Here is a 15879-nt window from a genome sequence, read left to right as displayed (position 1 = left end):
TTCAACGATTCTGAATCGTTTCCATCAGCTTTCTCGTGTCGAAATAAACTTCGTTGCGGGTGATCTTTTCGTTTTCCACTTCCACGATGTCCATTCCGTATTCGATCACTTCCGTATCCCGAACGGGAATCACCGCTTTCCATTTTAAAACGAATCCTTTCTCGTTCGGAATGATTTCGTCGTGCGTCCAAACCCAGTTCGGATTATTCCGAAGTAAAATCCTAAAGTAGGAAAGAAGTTTTCCGCGGCCTCGCAAGCCTTTCTTTGCGGTCGGATCGGAATAAAACGCGTCGTCCGCATAAAAGGTGAGAAGATGTTCCGGCCGATTACCGGTCCAAGCGGACAACCAGCGAACACAGAAATTCTTTGCTGCTTCCAAATTCATACGTTAATTCCCTCAAGAAACAAAAACGATCCGAATTCAACGGAACGTTCTTAGCGATTCTTATTTGGAAAGAATGACAAATGTCTTTTTTTGGAAAAGCAATTCTTCGTTTTCTTCAGAGTTCGTTCACGTCGACCAACAGAAAATTCGGCGAAACCTGTTTCAATTTTCGTTTGGAATATGACCCTTTGTCCGCCACGGCTTTCTTTTTCCAAATCAAACCGTCCGCGGTGTTCGGACCGTTCATTACCTTTTCGTAATAATGATCCGCCGTCTTTTTCTTTCCGATCGCGGACTGGGTGCGAGCGAGCCAAAGATGAGCCTGGTTTTTTCGGAAGGAACCGGATTCGTACGCGGCAGATTCCTCTAAAAGCCGGATCGCTTCGTTCCATTCTCCCGTTTCCAACTTGAGGATCGCTTGCAAAAAGGAAAGGGCCGGATCTTTGAGTGAGAGCCTCTTTGCCTGCTCCAGTTGATCGAATATCTCGGGGATTCCGCCTAACTGCGGATTGTCGTTGATCAACATCGCTTCTTTATAATGTTCGACGGCCGTGGGCTTTTCCGATTGAATCGACTTTTTCTTTGCGATCGACGTACGTTTGCCGCTCGGATCGACGATTGAATAGCCGGGCCCGTCCTCCCAGACGATCGGAATTTCGAGATACGGTCCTTCTCCCGTGGGGGCGGCTCCGACGGAGATATAAAGTTTCTGCGCTTCCGGGCTCATCACCACCGATTTAACGGACGTGATCTGACGGATCGTGGAACCCATGACTCGAAATTCTCCGCTACTCGGATCAACCGTGTCGTTTAACAAATTCTGCAGATCCTTTACGCTCGTTCCTTTGGAACGGCTTTGGGCGAGAATCTGATGCGCTCGTTTGTATCTTCCGAACGTGTGATTGTAAAAAACCGGAGAAGCCAAGATCTCTCCGCTTTGCAGACGCGGACTCAAATAGTGATTGGTGTTTACGAAGGATTCCGAACCCGCTTGGGAATACGTAACGTCCATATCGCCGAAGTTGGTTTCGATGACCGCCGCCTTTGAAACTTTGTCCCGGAAACTCGTAACGATCGCTCCCCACGTGGAGTTGATTTTGTGTTTTCTCGCGATCTCGACCGCCTCATCGATGTTATGCGATTCGGAAATGATCTTATGCCCGAAGTCGATCACTCCCAAACCTTTGGATCCGATCTTTTTGTGAAAGCGGGTGTGAAACGAAAGAGTCAATCCCGCTTCGTTGAACGCCGTGATTCCGGGAGCGTCCGCTCCTCTGCAAGTGACGTATCCGTATCGAAGGCCGTTTACCGGAGTGCAAAAAACCACCACGGGTCTTAAATCCCATACGTCGACTCCCGGAAAGTCGAAGTTCCGGGCGTGATATAACATTCCGTCCTTGCTGTGACTTCCCCAGACCGCCGCGCTCGTGCAGGCGGGCACCAATTGCGAATTACCGAATCCGCCGAAGTGGGCGAGTTCGGGCAACATCTGAATCGCGCCTAAAAGTCCCACCGAGTTTTGAAACGCATCCATCGTGAACAGATCCTTCTCGATCTTGGCGGTTTTACCCGCGGCTTGCAACGCGGCGATTGTCCGTTTAGAAAATTCTTCCGGCCTGCGTTTTCTCATTTGATTCTGCGCGAACTTGAGATACATGGATAGGAATCCTTTTGCGGGGAAATTGCGTTTGTCGCGTGGAAGGCTACCTAAGAGTAAGTTGCGCGCCATAACCGGATAAAAATCGAAGATCGGTTCGAACTCTCCGATGTTCTTCATGATTTCACCGAACTGACGTCCCATTTCTTCCTGGGTTCCTTTGAGATGTACGACTGCGAGAGGATGTGTTTTGCGTTTCATGTCCGAAACTATAAACCATCGGGGAAGAAGGATCGACCTTCCCGATCGGTTGGGCCGTGCGATCCTATCGGATAGGTCGTTAAACCGCGAATCGTCCGGGAAGAATTTGAAAAACGAAACGGAATCAAAAAGATGGAATATCTGAATTCGAGTCTGACATTCTTTATTTACTTCGGAGCGGCGAACGCCTTCTTCTATTCGATTTTGGAATCGGTCAAAAAAACTCCGATCAATCCGACTTTGATCCTCATTCAATGTCTTACCGGAAGCATTTTACTTCGTTATGCCTGGTATTTCGAACCTTCCCTGCTTGCGGTTCCGTATTTATTCTGTTTTTTATTTACGGGAATCACGCTCGTAGGTCCGCTCGTATATGTTTACGTAAAATCCCATCTCCATAAAATTTCCGAAGGAAGGATTTCCTTTCGGGAAATCGGAGCCAGATACTGGTTTCATTTTATACCCGCGGTCGTATTCGCGATTTTCGAAATCGCCTATTTTTTGCAGGAACCGGACGTTTTGAAAGAAGGGGTTTCGAACAGCTTCCGCAGATTTCAATGGGACCCGATTCATCTCGCGACTTTTCTTGCGTGCATTCAAGTTTCCTTATATTCCATTCTTTGCCTGCGTGTTTATCTGCGGATCAGCCGGAAATACGAGATCTATGAATTGAAACTCGTGTGGATCATTCTTCTATTGCCCGTATCGGCGAACGTCCTCATCGGCTCCGCTTTCTTTTTGAAAAACGAAATTCTGTTTAAAACGGGCGCTTCCTGCATCGTTTCGGTCGTTCTTTTGATGTTCGTTTTGCGGGAAAATCACCCCGCGTTTTTCAACGAGATGACCGTGGCGATCCAAAGCTCCAAGTATCAAAACACCGTTTTGTTAAGCGAAGAAATTCTGCAAGCCGATCGGAAGCTCAAGGAGATGATGGAAAGCCGCGCCTTTTATCGGGACGGAGAATTGAGACTGATCGATCTCGCCGCCGGTCTGGGTTTGAGTCTGCATCAAACTTCCCGTTATCTCAACGAAGTTCAGAGAATGAGTTTTTACGAACTCGTCAATCATTATCGCGTTCAGGAAGCGTGTCGGCTTTTGATTGAAGAACCGCAAAAGGCCGTGTTGGATATCGGATTCGAAGTGGGATTCAATTCCAAATCGGCGTTCAATTCTCAATTCCTAAAAGCCACGGGTCTGTCGCCCGCCCTCTACCGAAAAAACAGGCTTTCTTCGCTGTAAATTTAAGATTCGATTCTAATTCGACTCCGCAAAAAAGAATTCAGGAATCCGATCGGAAATATTTCGTTTGCCTTTTCACAATCCGAGAACATTGTTTGGAGTTCGATTTCAAAACCTGACTTTATCTATGGGAGAATTTATGAAAAGAATCGAGATGTTGTTCTTTGCGGTTTGTATCGCCGCGTTCTTGGCCGATTGCGGAAAAAAACAAACGGATCCGCACAAAGGCGCGATCACATTCGTTAAGGGCGATGTGAGCGTTCAAAGAGGGGATCAAAAACGCAAGGCCTCCGTTTCGCAAGTGCTCGAAGTCGGAGATACGATCGTTACAGGTCCTCAATCGGTCGCTACGCTCGTATTTGGGGAGAATTCTTACGTGATCGAAATCGAATCGGATTCCGAGTTTCAAGTCAAGGCGGACGCCGACGAGAAGTCGTTTCTTCAAAACAAAGGAAGCTCTTGGATTCTTGCGAACAAACTTCTCAAAACCGATCGGATGAGTCTGCACACGCCGACCACAACGGCGGGCGTACGGGGAACTAAATTTTATACTTCGATCTACGAGGATATGACGTTTACTTGTCATTGCGAAGGTCAAATCGAATTGGAAAATATGCAGAGTCATTCCAAAAAGATCAACGATTCCGATTACCTGGCGGTAACCAAAGGAAACAAAACGATTTACATCACGCCCGCCGATTTACAAAAATCGAATGTACCGTACAGCCATGAGCACAGCGATTTGGAAAATTCGCAATTGGGCGCTCAGAGCAAAATGACGCCGGAACAATTCCGAACGGTTTTGGAATTGGTTAAGAAAAAATTCGTAACCCCTTAATCGGATCGCAAATTCCGCAAGCAACGAGCGCTGACTTGCTTGCGGAAAGCAGTCTCTTCCGCGATCGAATCGAAGAAGAGGCTCGTTCTTCTTTTATAATTTGATTTTAAAGTTTTCATTCTTCTTTTTGCTTTTCGAATCATCTTTCTAATTGTGTCTAAATTGCGTTTCAAGTTATTGAAATGAATTCTTTTTAAGGAATTTTTTAGAATTCACTTAAACTCGTTCCGACAAAAGGAACCTCTTCCGAGCAGAATTCATTCTGTTTCTTCAGAAATGTCATCCTCCTAAAAAGTTATCATTTTATCATTCTTCCCGAGGTTCTTTTGGGAACTTTGTTCCATCCCTTCTTAAAATATAGAATCATACGATCCAAACTGGCTAAAATTAAATAAACATTTGCGTAGAATCAATTTCCTGCTGATTCTGCACTCGGGAAATACGAGCGATTCCAAGCATGAACGTACATCAGAACGAGAAGAAAATTCAACGAAAAACGATTCTTATGGTTTTGACGATTGCCCCCGTTTTAATCATAGGCACGTTCGTTTACGAAGCGAAAAAGAAACAGGAAGAGATTCATCGAATCGTTTGGATGCGAGCGAGAGTGACGCAGGATTACATTCGTAGAGTCAGCAATCAAACCAAGGCATTGGGGTCGTCGATTACGAACGCGATGCTGTATCATTCGGATGAAACTCCAAGCGCATCGGTTCTTCGGAAGTTCCGCAACTTTCCGAGTTTGAAATTGTTCGGAATTGAAAATCGAGATGTAAGGAATTCTCCAGCGCTTGCTGGGGAAACCTCGCAAACCTCCCCAGCGCCGCAGTATTCCAAACAGATCACGCCCTTTCTTTTAAAAGAAGCGGAAGCCGCGTTGGGTTTAAAAGGACAATTCGATACGCTTGTAGAAACAAAAAGCGAATTTATATGGGCGTATTATTTATCCGCGCAGGGGTTTATGTATTACGCGCCTAAAGGTAATGTTTACAAGGACGTATTCAATGACGGATTGTATGAAAGGCCGTTTTGGGTGCAAGCGACTCCCGAGGCCAATCCGGATCGCAGACAGGTCATCACCGGATTATACAACGATATCATCGATCAAGGTTTGATGATCACCGTTTCCGAGCCCGTGTATTTTCGAGATCGTTTTCTCGGGGTCGCTTCGATCGACATAGGTTTGGATGCGATGCGGAGAATTTTGGAAGTGGGGGATTGTATCGGAGAAAGTATTCTGATCGACGAAAACAATCGGATCATCGCAAAAGTGGCGCCGATCGATTTGAACGATTCGTTGATTCAAGTTCCAAGCGGACCTTCGGAGAAATTCTTTCTACAGGGCGGAAATTACTGGGTTTTCTTCGACATCAAAGAAGGTGATGTCCGTTTAATACATCGGATTTCCGCGATTTGGTTTATTCTCTACATCATTACGGGTTTATTGCCGTTCTGGGGACTTGTTTGCGCGCTCGGGATCGTGCTCATTCTTTATATAAAGTTGAAGTCCTCGATGGAACATGTTTCCCAATTGATTCACACCGATCCGTTGACGGGAATCGCGAATCGTCGCGGTTTTTTAAAACTGACGCAAAAGGCTCTCGCGATCAGCAATCGCCACGGACAAAACTGGACCATTCTGATGATCGATATAGATCACTTCAAACAAGTGAACGATCAATTCGGACACGATACGGGAGATCGAATTCTCGTCAAAGTCGCGCAAGTGCTCGGAACCTGTATTCGACAGAGCGATGCGCTTTGTCGCTGGGGCGGGGAAGAATTCGCCGTATTTTTATTCGGAGCCAATCCGGAAGATTCCGTGAACATCGCCGAACATCTCCGCAAGGAAGTGGAAAACAAAGTCTTTCTACAAGACGGAAAAGCCGTAACGCTGAGCATCGGCATTTCGGAAGGAAGAGGAGGTAGAAGCGGTCTGGAGGAAGCCTTTACTCACGCCGACCAAGCATTGTATCAGGCCAAAACATCCGGAAGAAATCGAGTCTGCGTATTTGAAACCGTCACGGATTTGATTTGAATCGTCCGTGGGCGAACGGTATATTATAAAGATTGAATTCGTTTGCTAAACGGAAGTGACGCCCGCTCTCGGATTTTTCGTCGATGCTTTCCTTGTCTCATCTTTCCTTATTATAAGATGAAATTATTTCTTTCGCTGAGCCCAAATCTTCTTTGAATCCAAACACAATGCGGAAAAATTCTTTTTGTTATATAATGTATGCGAAGTGATCATGCGATCCGTTGGCTAACAGAATTTCATGTTTAGAATCCATCTCGAAACTCGGAACGGTTGCGTTTTTGTCAAATCTGAAGAACTTTTTGCCAATCTATTGGGAGGAAAAACATCTAAAGATTCATATCTTCTACAATTTAAAGGATTGATTCTCAAATTTTATTTTGAGAAGTGCTGAAAAAGATTTTGGATTTATTTTTGAAAAGAGTTGATAGTATCGGCTTCGAGAACGGTCCAACGGTCGGACGGTTCCGTTCTCGAGGTGAATCCATTGCAGTTAAAGAATCGTATCGGTGTACAAGTCGAAAAGGTAAGAATCAAAAAGCGAATCATCTTCTCTCTCTTAGCCGTGATTTTGATTCTAATGTTTTTGTTTCTCATCTACGAAAATCTTAGAATGGAAAAAGAAATCGATCGGATCGTAGGCATGAGAGCCCGCGTGATGAACGATTATATCCGCAGAGTGGGATCGCAGACTAGAGCCCTGGGCTTGTCGATTGCCGATTATCTCAACTTTAATGAGGATGTGCCTGCCAATCCGAGTTTGCTGAAAAAGTTAAAGACCTATCCGAATCTGAATCGTTTCGGAATTCCCAATGTAAGCCGTGAGTTGATCGACGGCGCGGATGCGGGAACGCTCACCGCGGTCGGATCGATCGCAAAGGTCGAGCCGCAGCATTTGAAGGAAATCGAAGCCGCGTTGAGTTTAAGAGGACAATTCGAATCCCTCACCGAAAAACAAAGCGAAGTCGTATGGGCTTATTATTTATCCGCGCAGAAATTCCTTTACATCACTCCCAAATTCAAGGACGAAAATTATTATTTCACGGACGATCTCTACACCGGACCTTTCTGGACTCAGGCCAATCCGCAGGCAAACCCGCAAGGACGTCAGATCATCACCGATCTCTATGAAGATCTTGCCGGAAAGGGTTTGATGATCACCGTTTCCGAGCCCGTGTATGTAAAAGGGAAATTCTTAGGGGTCGCATCGATCGATATCGGTTTGGATGCGATGCGGAGAATTTTAGAAAGCGGGGATTGTATCGGAGAAAGCATGCTCATCGACGAAAACGGAAAGATCGTCGCAAAACCCGGTCCGTTTAAACTGAACGACCGGCTGCCGGTAAACGTCGCTTCCCTGATCATGACCCCCGAAGAATCGTTCTTTATCAAAGACGGTAGTTTTTGGATAGGATTTCAGATTAAAAACAACGAGATGTGGCTCGTTCACGAAATTAAGATTTTTGAATATATTCTTTACATATTGAAAAATCTATTGCCGTTTTGGGCTCTCGTATTCACGTTTTCCATCGTTCTGATTCTCTATATTAAGCTGAGATCATCGATGAATCAGGTTTCCACGTTGATTCATACCGATCCATTGACCGGCATTTGGAATCGCCGGGGATTTTTGAAATTAACACAGAAGTCTCTTGCGATCGGAAACCGTCAAAGCCGTAACGGAAAGCACGATTGGACGATCTTGATGGTGGATATCGATCACTTCAAGCAGGTGAACGATAAATTCGGCCATGAGACGGGGGACAAAACGCTCGTGAAAGTCGCACAGGTATTGAACGATTCCGTGCGACAAAGCGATGCCGTTTGCCGTTGGGGCGGGGAAGAATTCGCAGTCTTTTTATTCGGAGCGACGCAAGAGGACTCGATAAACATCGCGGAAAACTTGCGCAAAGAAGTGGAGAATCGAATCCACCTCGAGGATGGAAGGCCGGTGACATTGAGTATCGGAATTTCACAAGGAAAAAGAAACTTGGAAGAAGCCTTTGCGAACGCGGATCAAGCCTTGTATCGTGCAAAGTCTTCCGGAAGAAATCGAGTTTGTGCGTTTGATCCTAAAATGCCCGCAACCGTTCCCTCTCATTAAAGGGAAGTCGATCTATCATTCAGATTTAACTTTTATTCTTCAAGCTATAAGCTGAGCAGCTTTTCGAAATCCGATTTGTTATAGTTTGTAAAAATACAAAGCGATTCTTTTGAAAGATTGATTTGAAAAAATCGCGTTTCCTGTTTCGGAGTTTTATATGGGCCATACAATTGCAATCGACTACGGGTTAAAAGATCTACAAGTCAATTCGGTTTGTTATAAGCTTCTCATTATCGAATTTTCCGGCATCGTGAATCACGAAACCTTGAGAGGGATTCCCGCAAAATTGCACTCAATATTCCACGAATTGGAAGGGACGTTGGTCATTGATATTCGAGGGGTAAAAAATCCCGATGCCGAGTTCGTAAGAGCCTTTACCAATATTTTGCTCGGCATTTCGGAGCGTTTTGTCCGTTACTTTATCATGACGAGTGAAAGAAAAGTTTACAATTGGATTCTAAATTCCAGTAAGCTGCGGGACGTGGACCCGATTCTGAATTTCGAAGATTTAAAAAAAGAGTTGGAACTGGACTCTTTGATCCGCGAATTCGAATTATGAATTACAGCTTGTGCCAAAACTTATTTCTACTTGGATAGAAAAGCAAGCTGCAAGGTTCTTGTCCTGACGCTGCGATCCGTAGAGAGCAGCGTCGCTGAGTTTCCCGCTGCGATCCGTAGAGAGCGGTGTCGCTGAGTTTTCTGTGGGACAGGTTCTTATAAAAAATCAGAGCGAAAATAATTTCTTATATTCATTTTATATTTTGAAGGGAACCCAATTTTAGATCTGTTATACTATTGAGTGTAGAAGGGAACTCACTCTATTACACTCGTCTATCTGGTTCCGTTCGCAACAACGAGCCAGATAGATAATTTTAGAGAGTTTTCGTTTTCAATCTTCTCCGATTCTCCGCAGTACGGACTTCTTCCTTCCTTTTTATTTTGATTAAAGAAAATCTATATTTCCTTGCGCAATTTTTTGTATAACTTCGGACAACGCCGGATGGGGTAAATCGTTTCTGTTCGGCTTGGAGACGGGATCGGAAAAAATCAAATCCTATTGCGGAAATCGAATGTGATGCTAATGATCGTTGCCGAGTTGTCATTCTTTAATTCTTAAATTCAATTTATAACTAGGGGAGATTTGAAATCAAACTTATATTAGAATAAAGGAAGAATAACGTTCCATTGAAAGAAAACGATTCAATCGACTCGCTCCTATATCTCCATAAACACAGCACTGAATCTATTTGGCTAATTTGCATTCATTAGCCAGGTAGATTTTTTTTTGTTTTCTTTAGGAAGAAGAGGTTCGATCGAGTGGGGGTCTTTTTCTTCATAGTCGTCAAAGTGCATGACTTGGAACAAGAAAATGCCGGAATGTGAATCAAGCGGGAGCGTTTGTTTGCGATCAATTATGGGAATGTTTTCGCTCCTGCATTCGATTCCTTGCAAAAACATGTTAAAAATGCTTTCGAAGGCGCTTGCAATCGAGTGGTCGGTTTGGGTTAGATACGTGGGATTGATAACTCCGTCCAATGCTGCGACCAAGATATCGATCGTAAGTTCGCGATTGATATCCTTTCTAAATTCGCCGATTTCCTGACCTTCTTGGATTAAATCAGCGAGTCGTCTCATTCGTTCCCGACGGTATTCCTGCATCATGGAGTAAAGATCGGGGCGGAGATTCTGAATGTCCCTTGCAAAGGGTTTCCCCATCTTCGAACCTAGTTCAGAAACGATAAACAGGATTTCGCGCAGTCTTTGACTCGGACTTTTGGATTTATCGGCGATGATCGCTTCGTGCTGGCTTTTGATTTTTTCCTTAATGAAATCGAAAACCGCGCTGATCAATTTTTCTTTCGCGTCGTAATATCGATAAAGGGTACGTTTACTGATTCCTATATGTTTGGCGATTTCATCCGTGTTCGTTTTGGCAAATCCGGCGGATAAAAAAAGCCGTGTCGTTCTCTCTAAAATTCTTTCAATCATATCGGGAATCGTTATAGGTGTGTGTTCTATTGATTGGACGCGGAATCTTTTGTCAACGTTTCGGTTTTTCGGGAATTCGGGAAAAACCGAAACGGATGTTCCCTGATTTCTTAAAGGAGAGCTTTCTTTCTGAGTCCCTTTGGAGAATCGCCGGTCCACTTTTTACACGCCCGGTGAAAGGAAGTGTAGGAGTTAAATCCGCATTCGAACGCGATGTCCAAGAGATTCATGTTTTGTTTTTCCGAGAGAAGGCGTACTGCATCGTTCATGCGATTGCGATTGATAAAATCGGAAAAGCCGGTGTTCTTATAATTGTTCAAATAAAAAGATGCTTGGTGAAGGCTGATTCCCAGATACGCGGAAAGATCGATCAAACGGATGCTGTCATCCGCGTATAATTTCGCCGCTATAAAGGCGCTCAATCTTTCTTCCGCGCGTTTAAGATCGTCCTCTTTGAGAAGATTTTTTTCCTCGATCCGATCGTTTGTTCGTTCGGAATCGTTTAAGGTCGACGGCTGTTCGTTGATTTCCTCGATCTCTTCGTTTTCCGTAAACTCTTTGAATTCGGATTTTTTCAGATTCCGGTTTGCGGCTTCTCTGTTGATGAAGTATAGAATTGAAACGAGAAGTATTTGAGTATAGTTTGAAATACTGTTCCAGTTCGAGTTATAAAACGTTATCCCGATTACATTTCCCAGAATCCCCGCGCCGAATCCGACCGGGATCGCGAACAAATACGGATTTTTCCGATTCGGCTCGACTTTGCGGAAAAACAAACCGTTTTCAACGGCCGTAATCAGACAAATACTGAAGCACGCGAGTTCTCCGGCGATTAAAAGAGGAGCGGGTTCTTCGAAATAAATCAAAAAGATGAAAGAAAGAGCGCCCGCACCGCCGGCGTTTCGGAGAACGGTCTTACACGGAACCGGATTTTGAAGAACGTTTTGGATCGTCATTCGGAGCAATAGAAAAGAATAGATTCCGGTTCCATAAATCAATGCGATCCATTTGAGTTTAGGGAATGCTCCGGTATCGAGCGCCTCGGAAACGATTCCGTTCCAGAGCGCAAGGTAAGCTCCGAAAAACAAAATAAACGCGGAGAAAATATTCCTCTCGATGCACGATTGCAGATCGGATTTCAAAACCGACCTATACTCGAAGCTTGATCTTAGTTTCGAATTATAGACGGTAATTAAGAAATTCTGGATGTGAGTATTCATAAGCTACGAGCTCTCTATTTGCGGATTCGAATTTTATATTTTCAAATAGGAGGCTCTTTAAAAACTTCCGGGTTGTTTCGATTCGGCTTATTTTTTCGCTTAATGGAAGATCGTGTTTTTGGATCCCTTGGTTTCGAACTTGAAACTGTATGTTGAATCTATAATGTAAGAATCGATTCGTAATTGCAAAGTATCGATTGAACAACTCGATGATTTGCAAAGACGCTGTTTTGCTAATACGAAATGATTTCATTTTGATTCTGAGTATCGTTGTATAATTTGAATCATTCTAAACCGAAGTGATTTGGTTTGATTCTTATCGAACGCTTCTATGAGCCATGTCTCTGAAAGGGGAGTATAAGTAAACTATAAAATTGACAAATAGTTTACCTCATGCCATTTCGGCATTGATTTTAAGAGGAATGATCCGGTTTTTTAATGCGAAATGAAGATTCTGTCGCGAACGGGATAAACGGGATCGTTTTTACTTTGTTTATCTTTTCTAAAAGTATGGAATTATCATTCGTTCGAATGAGATTCCTGCGTTAGGGATCGAAGCGGAGTCAATCAATCGTTTTACCGCCTTCTTTTGAAACGACTTCCCGATCCGCGATTGATTGACTGGAGCATTATGTTGCGACCGTAAGGAGCAACATTGAGTTGGAGCCCGACCGCGGAGCGGGAACGCCCCGAATTTTCCTTATAAAATTAAATCCTTGCATCCGGTTATGGTGCGGAGGTCACACACCGAACATAGTAGGTGGTTGCTTTGGAAGCGCTACCGGAGGTGAATCCGGATTGAAAGTTGATCGCCCAAGCGTTTGTGGTACTCAGCTTATATGTGGTCGAAGTCCAAAAATACTGCGTTGGCGTTGCGGGGAAATACGTTCCATTGATCAACGGAGAAACTCCGACAGAATGATCCAAGATACTTCTCAATTCGGTCACCGATGGAAGCCGCCAGGTCTTCCCTGCTAATGAGAGGCCGTTGCAGTATGTGAGCGCGTTAGCCCAGTTTAATTGATTCGTCCCTCCCGTTCCGCAGGAGGTTCCGGATAAGTTGTTTGTACATTTCTGCCAAATGAGACCCTTCCCGATGTCCGTGATCGTTCCGTCGTTGTTATCCACAAAGGGAGCAGCCGACAAGGAAAGTGTCATGGCATACAGGAAGGAGATGATTCCCCAAATAAAAACTGCATTCCACATTTTCATTTTATTTCGAATTTGTCGTAAGCTCATTGCGGTCTCCTTTGCGTTCTTTGAGGTTTCGGTTCTCGAAATCGGATTTCGGATTCTTTTGGGCAACGATGGAAGATTCACATATTTGAATTTCATACTGTTTTTACCTTTTTACGGAGAAACGCACCGGGCCAGAGATCCAGCCGAAGAGCTTGTGGTCCAAGTCGTTCCCCCGTCGGAAAAATACAGAACCAATGACTTCGTCGTATCCGGGAGATATAGAGTCGAGCTCCAGTAGTAATAGCTTCCCGTCGCATTCGGAAATACGGTCGTAAAGGTTCGAGGAGATGCCGCCGCATTGAAGTCGACTAACGTTTCGATTTCCGAAATTGTTGAAAGTCGCCAGTTATTTCGATTCGCATATCCCGCGCCTGAATTAAGTGCGTTTAAAGCGAGGCAAGCGTTGGTCGCGCCCGTTAAGTCGTAGAGAGTGTTGGACCCGCCGGAACAATCCGAATTGGTTCTACCCTGATGACAGGTTTTCCAATAGAGACCGGTGTTTGCATCGAGTGTTATATATTCGTTTCCGTTTACGGTTAGCAGGGAGAACGCAGGATTGACTCCTTTCTGGAGTTTCCCATCCTGTCCCGCTGAGCTTGCCAAAGAGCAGGTTGCGTCCAAAGTCCCCGAAGAATCCCAACAATTGATCTGCATCGTTTTGAGAGGCGCCGTTCCGAAGATCATGATATTGATATTTGCGGTCGTGCTTCCCGAAGAATTGCTCGCAGTGATTGTGTAAGCAGTCGCCAACTGAAATGAAGTCGGTGTTCCCGAAATCGCACAGGTAGTTGCGTTGATCGAAAGACCGGCCGGCAAAGCGATATCGGAAGTACAACTGGTTACGGTTCCGGTAAACGTCGGAGTCGCCGTTGCGGCCATTCCTCTAAAAAGAACATACGGGCTACCCGCGTAGTTCAACGAAGAAGGCGGAGGAATGTTGACTTGGATGGAAAAAGTCGTATTGGTGCTTCCGAATGCGTTGCTTGCGGTAATCGTGTACGTCGTAGCTGGTTGTGCTACGGTCGGCGTTCCGGACAATGCGCATGTGGTTGCGTTGAGTCCAAGTCCAGCGGGCAATGTGATGTCCGACGTACAACTTGTAATCGTTCCGGTTAACGAAGGTGTTTGTGTAGGAATCGCCGTTCCTTGCGTAAATGTGAACGGACTACCGGAGTAAGCGAGTCCCGTCGGAGGAGCCAAATTGACCGTGATCGAAATTGTCGTGTTAGTGCTTCCGAATGAGTTGCTTGCGGTAATCGTGTACGTCGTAGCTGGTTGTGCTACGGTCGGCGTTCCCGATAATGCACAGGTGGTTGGATTGAGCCCTAGTCCTGTAGGCAGTGTGATATCCGAACTGCATCCGGTGACCGTTCCCGTAACGGAAGGAGTTGCGGTTGTGATCGTAACCCCTTGTGTAAAAGTGAAAGGTGTTCCTGCGTAACTCAGCGCTGTAGGAGGGGCCAAGTTCACTTTAATGGAAATGTTTCGGGTGGTGCTTCCGAATGCATTGCTCGCAGTGATTGCATATGTGGTCGCTCCTTGAGTGGTCGTCGGAGTTCCCGAAATCGCACAAGTCGTCGTATTGAGATTCAAACCGGCCGGTAAGGGAATATCCGAAGTACAATTCGTAACGGTTCCCGTGACGGTTGGAGTCGCCGTAGTAATCGTTGCACCTTGCGTAAAAACGAACGGATCGCCCGCATACGTTAATCCGGAAGGAGGAGCTAAGTTTACCGTGATGGAAATCGTTGTATTCGTACTTCCGAATGGATTGCTCGCGGTGATCGTATACGTTGTCGCAGGTTGTGCTGTTGTCGGAGTTCCCGAAATCGCACAAGTAGCCGCATTGATTCCTAAACCGTTCGGCAACGGAATATCGGAAACGCAGTTCGTCGCAGTTCCCGTGAACGTAGGCGTTACCGTTGCAATTGTAGAATTCTCCGTAAACGTATAAGAGCTTCCTGCAAAATTCAAAGCCGAGGGCGGGGCTAAATTTATGGTAATCGTAATCGGGAAGGTCGTGCTTCCGAACGGATTGCTCGCGGTGATTACATAGTTTGTCGCCGCTTGCGCAACGGTGGGAGTTCCGGTGATTCGGCAATTCGTATTGTCTAAAAATAAACCTGCGGGAAATGCAATATCGGAGACGCAGTTGGTCACCGTTCCCGTAACCGTAGGAATGATCGTTGCGATTGTCGCGTTTTCCGTAAAGACATACGGACTTCCCGCGTAATTCAAAGCGGAAGGAGGCGCGAGGTTTACCGTAATGGAAATCGTCGTACTGGTGTTCCCGAACGCGTTGCTTCCCGTAATCGTATAATTGGTCGCAGCTTGGGGCGTGGTCGGATTTCCGGAAATTCCGCAATTCGAGGCGTTCAGACTCAATCCCGTCGGAAGGGGAATGTCCGAAGTACAAGCGGTAATTGTGCCGGTATAGGTCGGAACGATCGGCGCAAACGTGGAAGTGCCGACGGTAAAAACCATAGCGCCCGTAGCAAAATTCAACGCCGCGGGAGGATTCATATTCACGCTTATAAGAATAGAACTGGTTTTGCTTTGCGAAGAATTGCTGGCGGTGATCGTGTAATTCGTCGCCGCTTGGTTGACCGTCGGAGTTCCTGAAATCGCACAGGTTTTGCCGTCAATCGAGAGTCCCGCCGGGAGCGCGGGGCTTGCGGAACATTGTTCGATCAACCCCGCGGTGCTGGGTTGGATCGTAGCGATCGGCGCGTCTTTCGTAAGAACATAAGGACTTGAAGAATAATTGAGAGAAAGTGGATCTGTCGGTGATTGAAAAAGATTCATCGGACCGAAAAAACCTTTGAAACTAAAAGAATTCGAACTTCCTAAACAATGGATTGAAAGGAAAATGAATAACAACGGAGAAAGGACGAGCGGTGTGCGGCTTCTCAAGGGGAAGCGATTTCTTTTCCAAAAAAAGAATGTAAGAATCCGACTCTGGAACGAATTGA

11 protein-coding genes are annotated in these 15879 nt (G+C 45.4%); 5 read left to right on the top strand and 6 right to left on the bottom strand.

The features are described 5' to 3' along the window. Position 1 precedes the first annotated feature (1 nt). Positions 2–385, bottom strand: coding sequence for a nuclear transport factor 2 family protein (locus LFX25_RS20235; RefSeq protein WP_238732034.1), 384 nt, complete (start codon positions 383–385; stop codon positions 2–4). A gap of 115 nt (positions 386–500) precedes the next feature. Beyond that, positions 501–2243 (bottom strand): C45 family peptidase, encoded by a 1743-nt coding sequence (locus LFX25_RS20230; RefSeq protein ID WP_238732032.1) that lies wholly within the window; start codon positions 2241–2243, stop codon positions 501–503. A 132-nt stretch (positions 2244–2375) separates the two neighbouring features. Here LFX25_RS20230 and LFX25_RS20225 point away from each other — a divergent pair, with 132 nt between their 5' ends. From LFX25_RS20225 to LFX25_RS20205, 5 genes are all read left to right on the top strand, one after another. Further along, positions 2376–3482 (top strand): AraC family transcriptional regulator, encoded by a 1107-nt coding sequence (locus LFX25_RS20225; RefSeq protein ID WP_238732031.1) that lies wholly within the window; start codon positions 2376–2378, stop codon positions 3480–3482. A gap of 127 nt (positions 3483–3609) precedes the next feature. Continuing rightward, a complete protein-coding gene (locus LFX25_RS20220; RefSeq protein ID WP_406600555.1) occupies positions 3610–4320 on the top strand; it encodes a FecR family protein in 711 nt (236 codons plus the stop codon). Between the two features lie 457 nt (positions 4321–4777). Then, positions 4778–6358 (top strand): sensor domain-containing diguanylate cyclase, encoded by a 1581-nt coding sequence (locus tag LFX25_RS20215; protein ID WP_238732029.1) that lies wholly within the window; start codon positions 4778–4780, stop codon positions 6356–6358. 484 nt (positions 6359–6842) lie between these two features. Then, a complete protein-coding gene (locus LFX25_RS20210; protein ID WP_238732028.1) occupies positions 6843–8459 on the top strand; it encodes a sensor domain-containing diguanylate cyclase in 1617 nt (538 codons plus the stop codon). A 157-nt stretch (positions 8460–8616) separates the two neighbouring features. After that, on the top strand, positions 8617–9018 hold the full coding sequence (locus tag LFX25_RS20205) for a hypothetical protein (RefSeq protein WP_238732027.1): 402 nt from the start codon (positions 8617–8619) through the stop codon (positions 9016–9018). Between the two features lie 692 nt (positions 9019–9710). On the opposite strand, the gene LFX25_RS20200 is transcribed toward LFX25_RS20205, so the two are convergent. The 4 genes from LFX25_RS20200 to LFX25_RS20185 form a co-directional block, all read right to left on the bottom strand. After that, positions 9711–10448, bottom strand: a complete 738-nt coding sequence (locus tag LFX25_RS20200) for a TetR/AcrR family transcriptional regulator (RefSeq protein WP_238732025.1) — start codon at positions 10446–10448, stop codon at positions 9711–9713. Positions 10449–10558: 110 nt separating this feature from the next. Beyond that, positions 10559–11590 (bottom strand): helix-turn-helix domain-containing protein, encoded by a 1032-nt coding sequence (locus LFX25_RS20195; RefSeq protein ID WP_406600549.1) that lies wholly within the window; start codon positions 11588–11590, stop codon positions 10559–10561. Positions 11591–12394: 804 nt separating this feature from the next. Continuing rightward, positions 12395–12874, bottom strand: coding sequence for an Lcl C-terminal domain-containing protein (locus LFX25_RS20190; RefSeq protein ID WP_238732088.1), 480 nt, complete (start codon positions 12872–12874; stop codon positions 12395–12397). 144 nt (positions 12875–13018) lie between these two features. After that, a complete protein-coding gene (locus tag LFX25_RS20185; RefSeq protein ID WP_238732023.1) occupies positions 13019–15712 on the bottom strand; it encodes a putative Ig domain-containing protein in 2694 nt (897 codons plus the stop codon). Positions 15713–15879 lie beyond the last annotated feature (167 nt).

The sequence above is a fragment of the Leptospira sanjuanensis genome (genome assembly GCF_022267325.1).
In the GTDB taxonomy this organism is placed as follows: domain Bacteria; phylum Spirochaetota; class Leptospiria; order Leptospirales; family Leptospiraceae; genus Leptospira; species Leptospira sanjuanensis.
This window is presented reverse-complemented; position numbering and strand designations above follow the sequence as displayed.